Origin of the sequence: Streptococcus ferus DSM 20646 (assembly GCF_000372425.1) — a bacterium.
Lineage (GTDB): Bacteria > Bacillota > Bacilli > Lactobacillales > Streptococcaceae > Streptococcus > Streptococcus ferus.
The window spans coordinates 26,918-34,960 of record NZ_AQVD01000009.1; the positions used below are offsets into that span (position 1 = coordinate 26,918).

The 8,043-nt window shown below is 40.8% G+C and carries 9 protein-coding genes; 5 read left to right on the top strand and 4 right to left on the bottom strand.

What is annotated here, in order from left to right; translation table 11 throughout:
- Window positions 1–118 precede the first annotated feature (118 nt).
- Both A3GY_RS09855 and purB read left to right on the top strand, forming a co-directional pair.
- Window positions 119–1,603, top strand: a complete 1,485-nt coding sequence (locus tag A3GY_RS09855; RefSeq protein WP_018031144.1) for an Abi family protein — start codon at window positions 119–121, stop codon at window positions 1,601–1,603.
- Between the two features lie 10 nt (window positions 1,604–1,613).
- Entirely contained in the window at window positions 1,614–2,909 is a 1,296-nt protein-coding gene (gene purB / locus A3GY_RS0109440; RefSeq protein ID WP_018031145.1) for an adenylosuccinate lyase, read from the top strand.
- 207 nt (window positions 2,910–3,116) lie between these two features.
- On the opposite strand, the gene A3GY_RS0109445 is transcribed toward purB, so the two are convergent.
- Complete coding sequence (locus tag A3GY_RS0109445) at window positions 3,117–3,872, bottom strand: SDR family NAD(P)-dependent oxidoreductase (protein ID WP_018031146.1); 756 nt, start codon at window positions 3,870–3,872, stop codon at window positions 3,117–3,119.
- Window positions 3,873–3,948: 76 nt separating this feature from the next.
- Here A3GY_RS0109445 and A3GY_RS0109450 point away from each other — a divergent pair, with 76 nt between their 5' ends.
- Window positions 3,949–4,320 carry a MerR family transcriptional regulator gene (locus A3GY_RS0109450; RefSeq protein WP_018031147.1) on the top strand — a complete coding sequence of 124 codons (372 nt, stop codon included), beginning with the start codon at window positions 3,949–3,951 and terminating at the stop codon, window positions 4,318–4,320.
- A 65-nt stretch (window positions 4,321–4,385) separates the two neighbouring features.
- On the opposite strand, the gene A3GY_RS0109455 is transcribed toward A3GY_RS0109450, so the two are convergent.
- Window positions 4,386–4,838, bottom strand: coding sequence for a DUF1801 domain-containing protein (locus A3GY_RS0109455; RefSeq protein ID WP_018031148.1), 453 nt, complete (start codon window positions 4,836–4,838; stop codon window positions 4,386–4,388).
- A 159-nt stretch (window positions 4,839–4,997) separates the two neighbouring features.
- On the opposite strand from A3GY_RS0109455, the gene A3GY_RS0109460 reads away from it, so the two are divergent.
- Both A3GY_RS0109460 and A3GY_RS0109465 read left to right on the top strand, forming a co-directional pair.
- The gene (locus A3GY_RS0109460; RefSeq protein ID WP_018031149.1) at window positions 4,998–5,765 is read left to right on the top strand and encodes a nucleoside phosphorylase; all 768 of its coding nucleotides are present in this window, start codon (window positions 4,998–5,000) and stop codon (window positions 5,763–5,765) included.
- Window positions 5,766–6,003: 238 nt separating this feature from the next.
- Window positions 6,004–6,525, top strand: a complete 522-nt coding sequence (locus A3GY_RS0109465; RefSeq protein WP_018031150.1) for an HXXEE domain-containing protein — start codon at window positions 6,004–6,006, stop codon at window positions 6,523–6,525.
- 190 nt (window positions 6,526–6,715) lie between these two features.
- On the opposite strand, the gene A3GY_RS0109470 is transcribed toward A3GY_RS0109465, so the two are convergent.
- Complete coding sequence (locus A3GY_RS0109470; RefSeq protein WP_018031151.1) at window positions 6,716–7,192, bottom strand: hypothetical protein; 477 nt, start codon at window positions 7,190–7,192, stop codon at window positions 6,716–6,718.
- 17 nt (window positions 7,193–7,209) lie between these two features.
- Window positions 7,210–8,043 (bottom strand): hypothetical protein (locus A3GY_RS10420; RefSeq protein ID WP_211205096.1); only part of this gene is annotated, 834 nt, incomplete at its 5' end.

Consider the following 8,043-nt stretch of genomic DNA (forward strand, 5'->3'; position numbering starts at 1 on the left):
CAACTTATCTCAGTACAGTGTTGGTGATGAAGTCAGTTTCTCAATTACTAATTCAAGAGCTAACGGAGGCAATCTGAAAATTAGGGGGCAGTCTGTACAATTTGCAACGAATGTTAGTTTGACTGATAATAATACAGAAGAACAGTTTGAAGAACAGCCAGATTTTTATGAGTTAATAAATAACAAAATTACTCCCTCTCCTAATTTAACTGATGAACTATCATTATTGAATTTTTTGAAACTAAACAATTTAAGATATTCTCAGTTTAATGAAATTGTGATATTGTCTAATCTCATTGACGGTCAAATTACAATTGCTGAGTTTCAAACAATAATTGATTATGATATAAAATTTAAAGAATTTATCATGAAATGGGTGCTCTTTATTGAAGATAATATCAAAGCTAGAATTGAAAATAGAATTACGAAATTAAATATCTCAGAGAGAGATTTATTCAATAAGGTTAACTCCAGTAGTGATAATAATTTAAAAAAATTAATAAAGAACTCACTTAAAAGTTTACGTAAGAATTATTTATTAAGAGATACTGGGGATCTCCGTCTTCGATATACTGTAACAACTGATGAGATTCCAAAATTAGAATCTGCACCAATGGATGTGTTGATGGATCAATTTACAGTCGGTGATTTATTGGTGTTTATTAATTTTATCATCACTGAGTATTCTAATTTTCAAAATGATGGGAACACTGACTGGGAGAAAATCAGAGATTATCTTTCAGAGTTAAAATTGGTTCGTAACATTTCTGCGCATGGAAATTCATTTTTATCTGCAATTCTAGATGAAAAGAGTAATCCTAATTATCTGTTAGAAGAAAATTCACATATTATTGGAGGAGATCCATTTTATATAGATGCTAGTAAGGAGACAAGTATTTTTCATTTAGTACGTTCTCCGATTAAATTAATGTTAAAAGGACACGTACAAAGTCCTCAACACATTGCAGTTTTTTGGTCTCAAAAATTATTAAATAATCAGACTCTCCGATCATTTGTATATTTCTATTTTATGGTTTGTTATCTAACTCAAGGTACAAGTTCAAAAGAAAAATTTAAAAATGAATTGAGGGAAGTATTTGGAGAGTCTGATAAAAAAGTTAATTTCGACAAGGTTTTTATTGATACTTTAATTAACCCCTATTTGGAAGAGGAAAACAGACAGAACTTATTGAATTCCTTAATTCCTCAAGCGGTTAATATGTTTGATTATATAAAAGAACATGATTATGAATATACTGGTGCTAGTGGGGATAGTATCTATGAAATTATTTATTCTAATAAGAAAATTCGAATAAATTTGGGTGATAATGCAAATTGGCATCTAAAAATGTTAAAAGATATTGATGATAAACATTCTAACGATAAGACAATGGCCCCTTCAACCTGGCCAGAATGTAAAGAGATTCGAGAAAAATTTGGAATTTTCTTCCTTGATGAATCTAATGCTAGAGAAACATTGATGAGAATGCTTGATTCAAACTTAGAAGTTGAATACAACGAAGGAATTGAGCAACTATTAAAAATTTCAGAATTTAAGAATTTAAAAGCACTGTTTTTAGATATTTTAAACCTATTTAATTAAGGAGAAAATCATGATCAACCGTTATTCCCGCCCTGAGATGGCGGACATTTGGAGTGAAGAAAATAAATATAAGGCTTGGCTGGAGGTGGAAATCTTGGCTGATGAGGCCTGGGCTGAGCTGGGGGAGATTCCCAAGGAGGATGTGGCGCTGATTCGGGAGAAGGCGACTTTTGATGTTGACCGGATTCTGGAGATTGAGCAGGAGACCCGCCATGATGTGGTGGCCTTTACGCGTGCGGTGTCTGAGAGTCTTGGTGAGGAGCGCAAGTGGGTCCACTTTGGGCTGACGTCCACGGACGTGGTAGACACGGCTTATGGCTACCTCTACAAGCAGGCTAATGACATTATCCGCCGCGACCTTGAGCAGTTTACTAAGATTGTGGCGGATAAGGCGCGTGAACACAAGTTTACCATCATGATGGGGCGGACCCACGGTGTCCACGCAGAACCAACGACTTTTGGTCTGAAGCTCGCGACTTGGTACAGCGAAATGAAGCGTAATATCGAGCGTTTTGAGCATGCGGCAGCTGGCGTGGAAGCTGGGAAAATCTCTGGAGCTGTTGGGAATTTTGCCAACATCCCGCCATTTGTGGAAACATACGTCTGCGATAAATTAGGTATCCGTCCGCAGGAAATTTCAACCCAAGTCTTGCCACGTGATTTGCACGCGGAATACTTTGCGGTACTAGCCAGCATCGCGACTTCTATCGAACGTATGGCGACAGAAATCCGCGGTCTGCAAAAGTCTGAACAGCGTGAGGTGGAAGAGTTCTTTGCCAAGGGGCAAAAGGGCAGCTCGGCCATGCCTCACAAGCGCAATCCCATCGGCTCTGAGAACATGACGGGTCTTGCCCGTGTCATCCGCGGCCACATGGTGACTGCTTATGAGAATGTTGCCCTCTGGCATGAACGTGACATTTCGCATTCGTCTGCGGAGCGTATCATCACGCCTGATACGACCATTCTGATCGACTACATGCTCAACCGTTTTGGCAATATTGTCAAAAATCTGACCGTCTTCCCAGACAATATGAAGCGCAATATGGGGTCAACCTTTGGTCTTATTTACAGCCAGCGCGCCATGCTTGCCCTGATTGAAAAAGGAATGACCCGTGAAGAAGCCTATGATTTGGTTCAGCCTAAGACGGCTTATTCTTGGGATAATCAAGTGGACTTCAAGCCTTTGCTTGAAGCAGATGAAAAAGTAACGGCTAAGTTGAGCCAGGCAGAAATCGATGAACTCTTCAATCCAGACTACTACGCCAAACGCGTGGACGAAGTCTTTAAACGGATTGGGCTTGATTAAAAGACCTAAAAAAAGCGATTGCATCGCTTTTTTTAGTTGAAATAATAAAGAAAAAAATTTTTGGTGAGGCTTAAGGTTTCTTTAAGGAAGGCTGGCTATACTATAATCATCCTAAAACTTTTCTTTTTCATAAATCTCCTAAAATCCCCTGTCGTGAGACAGGGGATTTTACTTTGGTTTAAATGGATTTAAGTCAGATGTGACAATCTAATGTTTAAAAAGTGGGCCGCTCAATTTAAATTCAAAACTGTCAACATCTACCAGACCAAGAGTCTGGTTGCTGTCATAGAGCTCTAGCAAAAAATCAGCCATGTCTTGGACACTGTGATAACGTGGATAGAATTGGTCATAATCGAAATTTTCAGAATCAGTTGCCACTTTACCAAATTCTGTCTTAGTAGCGGCAGGTGCCAAAGTTTTAGCTTGCAAAGGAGATTGAGATGCTTGGAGTTCTAGAGCCAATCCTTCGGTAAAGGCGCTGACATAGAACTTGCTGGCACAATAGTGCACACCACGAGGAACCAACATATAGCCCCCTCTTGATGATACATTGATGAGCTGACAGCCTTCTTTTTCCTGATAATCGCGGACATAGAGTGTTGATAAAATAGTTAGCGCCTCTACGTTGACGTGGATCATTTGTTCCATCTTCTCTAGGTCTTGTTCAGCCACACTGCCGTAATGCCCAAAGCCAGCATTGTTAATCCAAGTACAGATAAAATAAGGCTTTAACTGATTATAGAGATGATAACAATTTGCGCTTTCGGATAAATCAACCGAGAAGATTAGGATATCTAAGTTTGGGTGAGTAGCGAGAATTTCTTGTTTGAGCTGCTCTAGTCGATCCTTTCTTCGTGCAATCAAAATCAGATGATTTCCGCGGTCCGCAAAAGCTTTAGCAGCTTGATAGCCAATGCCAGAGCTGGCTCCAGTAATACACGTATAGGGTTTCTCAATTGTCATAGTTTTTTCCTCCTTTTTGAGATATAATAAGGATACTACCTAGAGTGTACTCGAGGTCAAGGCTTGGAGGTAAAAAATGGCATATTTAATTGGAGAATTTGCGAAACGCACAGGTTTAACAATCCATACATTGCGATATTATGAGAAATTAGGACTTTTGCACCCCAAGAGAACGTCAGGGAATGTTCGTTACTATGATCAGTTAGATGAGCGCTGGTTGGCAATGATTCTACGCTTAAAGGCTACTGGTATGCCGATTAAAGATATGCAACGTTTTGCGGCTCTACGAGAACAAGGGGAAGCCACTTACGCTCAGCGGATGAATCTATTACAGCAACATTTACAGCATCTGGATGGAGAGGTCGCACAGCTTTTGGCCAACCGTGAGAAACTGGTTGAAAAAATACAATTTTACAACGATCGCTTGCAAGAGAATGGCAGTTCATAAAGCTACTCGTTCATTTTATCGAAAACTCCCCTGTCGCGAGACAGGGGAGTTTACTTTACTTTATTTTATGCTTGTCTTTCTTGGTAACGCTGGATAAAGGCCTCCATGCGAACTTTTTGGCAGAGCTGGCCGATAAGGTTATAGGGAATTGTTTTCATGTTTTTGAAGCGAATGCAGGCCTTACCGACATCGGGCTTGGTCGTCAGGTGCTTGGGGTACTCCTCCAAAAACCAATCGCGGATCTCGTCCCATAGGTAAATGCCATTGTGGTAGATGGCGATGTGATGCTTTTGGGAAGCGATGGAAATAAAGGCCAAATCGTCCTCTGGATTGCAATGGTAACCGGCGGGAAACTTCTCTCTGGGAACGACATAAGTAATCATGTCATACTGAATTTTCTCCTCATAGCGGTCAGGCAAATGTTCTGTGATGACCTGTCTTAGTTTTTCTAAGACAAGCCTGCGGTCTTCCGGTACCTGCTGTAAATAATGGTTGACAGATTCTGCTTGAATTCTCATTAGGTCTCCTTTTCCTCATTATAACCTCTATCAGCTCATAAACCAAAAATAGTGTTTGAAAATCAAAAAGTTGTTGCACTGTTCTGAAAGGAAGAAATCCAATCTCGTTTCTTGGGACATTTTATGATAAAATTATAAAAAGTTTCAAGGAGATAAGAGATGATTTTAGAAGAATTTGATGGAAGTTCCAAGGCTATTATTAACCCCGAGGATCTGAATGAGCCAATCACGGGTTTTCCGGAGACGGTGGTGTCCTGTTTTGCGCGTGCGACCTTTGGCCGGATTTTGGAGCGCTATACTCATCGTCAGGTGGCAGAAACGTCGGTTGCCAATCTGAGTATCCCCATTTATGAGATTGATTATGAGGGTCAAAAGCTCGGGCTGTTTAATGCCTATGTTGGTGCAGCGGGCTGTGTGGCTATTCTTGAGGATTTGGCTGTTTTTGGCATGAAGCGGCTGGTTCTTTTTGGCACCTGTGGTATTTTGGATCATCAGATTGAGGAAACATCGATTATTGTGCCGACGCAGGCCTTGCGTGATGAGGGAACCAGTTTTCATTATGTCCCAGCCTCTGAGGAAATCAGGGTTAACGAACGTAGTTTTCAAGCCTTTACCGCTTTTCTGGAAAATGAGGGCATTTCCTATTCGACAGGCAAGGTCTGGACGACAGATGGTGTCTATCGGGAAACTCCGGCAAAGATGATGGCCCGAAAAGACAGCGGGGCCATAGCTGTGGATATGGAGTGCTCGGCAGTTGCTGCTTGGGCCCAGTTTCGACAGCTTGCAGTCTGTCACTTTTTCTATGCAGCTGATCACCTGTCGCAGGAGAAGTGGCAGCCGAGGACGCTGGGAAATGAGGCTGATTTGGATACCAAAGATAAAATTGCCGAAATCGCCCTAGGTTTTTCAAGTCTTTTTAGTGCTTAAGTTTTCTTTAAGAGAGACCGTCTATACTATAAGCATCCTAAAACTTTTTCTTTTTCATCCCAAGGCGGCTTGTCATTTATTTGACAGGCCGTTTTGGAGTTTGTCTTGGGGAGCTACGGTAACTCTTTTAACCCTTTCATCGTTAGATGGAGGGGTTTTTAGTTGGGTGAGCAGCTTGTTTATTCAGGTGCTTTATCAGCTTTCATTTGTTATAATGGCTAAAAAAGGAGGGATAGTGATGTCAACTGCTTTCTTTTCATTTATCAGTTTGGCCTTGTTTATGCTGCATGAATTTGATGAGCTTGTCTTTATTCGGCCTTGGATTAGGGCACAGGGGGAAAACCCAGCCTATCAAGCTGAATTGTTCATTTCTGGCAAAGCGCATTATAGGTCTACAGAAGGGATTGCCTTGATGATTGGCGAGGAATTTCTGCTAGCGAGTTTGCTATTGGCGGCAGCTTCCTTTTTCGCGATTCCGGAATTAGCAGCAGCTCTTGTGATTGGGCACTTGCTGCATTTGTTGGTCCATATCAAGGAGATAGGCCTCTATCGCCGCTTTACACCGGGGAGTTTTACGGCTCTGGTAACCTTTCCTTTGGTGTCTTTTTGCCTGCTTATTTTTTGGCGTCATCACCAAATCAACTACCTCTGGCTGCTCATCATGACGCCTTTGGTTTTAGCTCTGATCTTGGTGAATCTGTCTTTTCTTCATCGTCGGGCAAGTCGGGTAGAGGCTTGGATTAATCATTTTGTCAGCTAATGTTTTTGTCTTAAGTTTTCTTTAAGGGTCATCGCTTATACTATCATCAACCTAGAAATAGGTATCCTAAAACTTTTCTTTTTCATAAATCTCCAGCAAAAGCCCTGAGTTTTCAGGGCTTTTGTGTTTTTACGGCAGAAAGGGGGGTTATTAAAGTCACTATTCACATATTTAGTAGGAAGTTGCTGCATCAGTCTGTTATGGAGGCAAAATAATCATCAATCTCTTGACCTTCAAGAATCCTAACCTTAATGCCTTGATTAGAAAATGGACCTTGGGGCATTTCGATGATTTTAAAAGCTTCTATATCTTTTCGACCAATTTCTTTTGACCATAAAAATTTATCTGTTCGCTCAAAACCTAGCGAAATACCTAGTTGATGCTCTTCAAGGGAAACATAGATTTCAAACCAGTCTCTATCTAGATTTATTCGACGAAGAGCACTGGAAATCTTAAAAAAGCGACCTTGATACTGAATTTCAAATCGTTCTTCATAGAGATAATCAAGTTCATCCATATCCAATAATTTTACAAATCTATCATAATGAACATTTCCTACAACGTCTACATATTCTGTAAAACCATACTCTTTAGTATCGCTACCTATTCTAATTTTTTCTCCCTTTTTGACTGCCCTATATCTCTTTCCTTTATAAATTGCATACATAATCAATACCTCTAATATTATTGCCTCTTAAGCCAAGTTTCGCTATCCCCATCATAGATATATTGCTCCACCATATCCCCGGTTTTACTGTCAAAAATACCTATGGTATCTCCTTCTACAAAATGATGTTCGTCTAACATTTTATACTCTGGCAAGACAATTTCTTTCGACCCTGTAAAGCCTCGGCCAGTAAAGGGGTAATTATCTGGCGATGCTTCTTCAAAGGGGATTTTCAGCTGACCGCCATAATCCAAGTCAAAACTGATTTTGGCATAGGTGTCATCCGTCTGGAGATTATAGGGTGTATTCGGATAATCCAGACGATTGCCTTCAAAGACATCATCTAAGGTTTTCAAACTAGCCGAATGGGAATCAACTGAAACAAAACCATCAAAAGAGCTACGCTCTCCACTGAGAAAACTCTCTACATATTTTGCTGGGATTGTCTTATTCATTCTCGTTCCCGAACTTGGAAGTCCAATTTGTACACGAACATCTCTAACAATACCTGTCTGTTTTGGAGACAAAACAGAATCGGCATCGGTCAGGTTCAAGAAGGACTTAGAAGTGGTGCCATTCTGCTTGAGAATGGCCTCAACAGAAGTTGCTGTTTTATCTGTGGAGAGCTTAACTTTCGGAACAGTCACACTGGCCTTAGTGACTCGAGACAGACTGCGCAGCTGATCGAAATCCGTTTTGGCATTAACCAAGGCTAGCGTAAGCGTCGTTCCGCTCTTCACCCATCCGTAGTTTTTAGCCATTGCCGCTGTTCCCTTAGAGACAGTCTGCCCTGTAAAAGGATCCTTGCCTGTCCTCTTGATAAAACCTGCGTAATCTTCCATAAAGGTCTG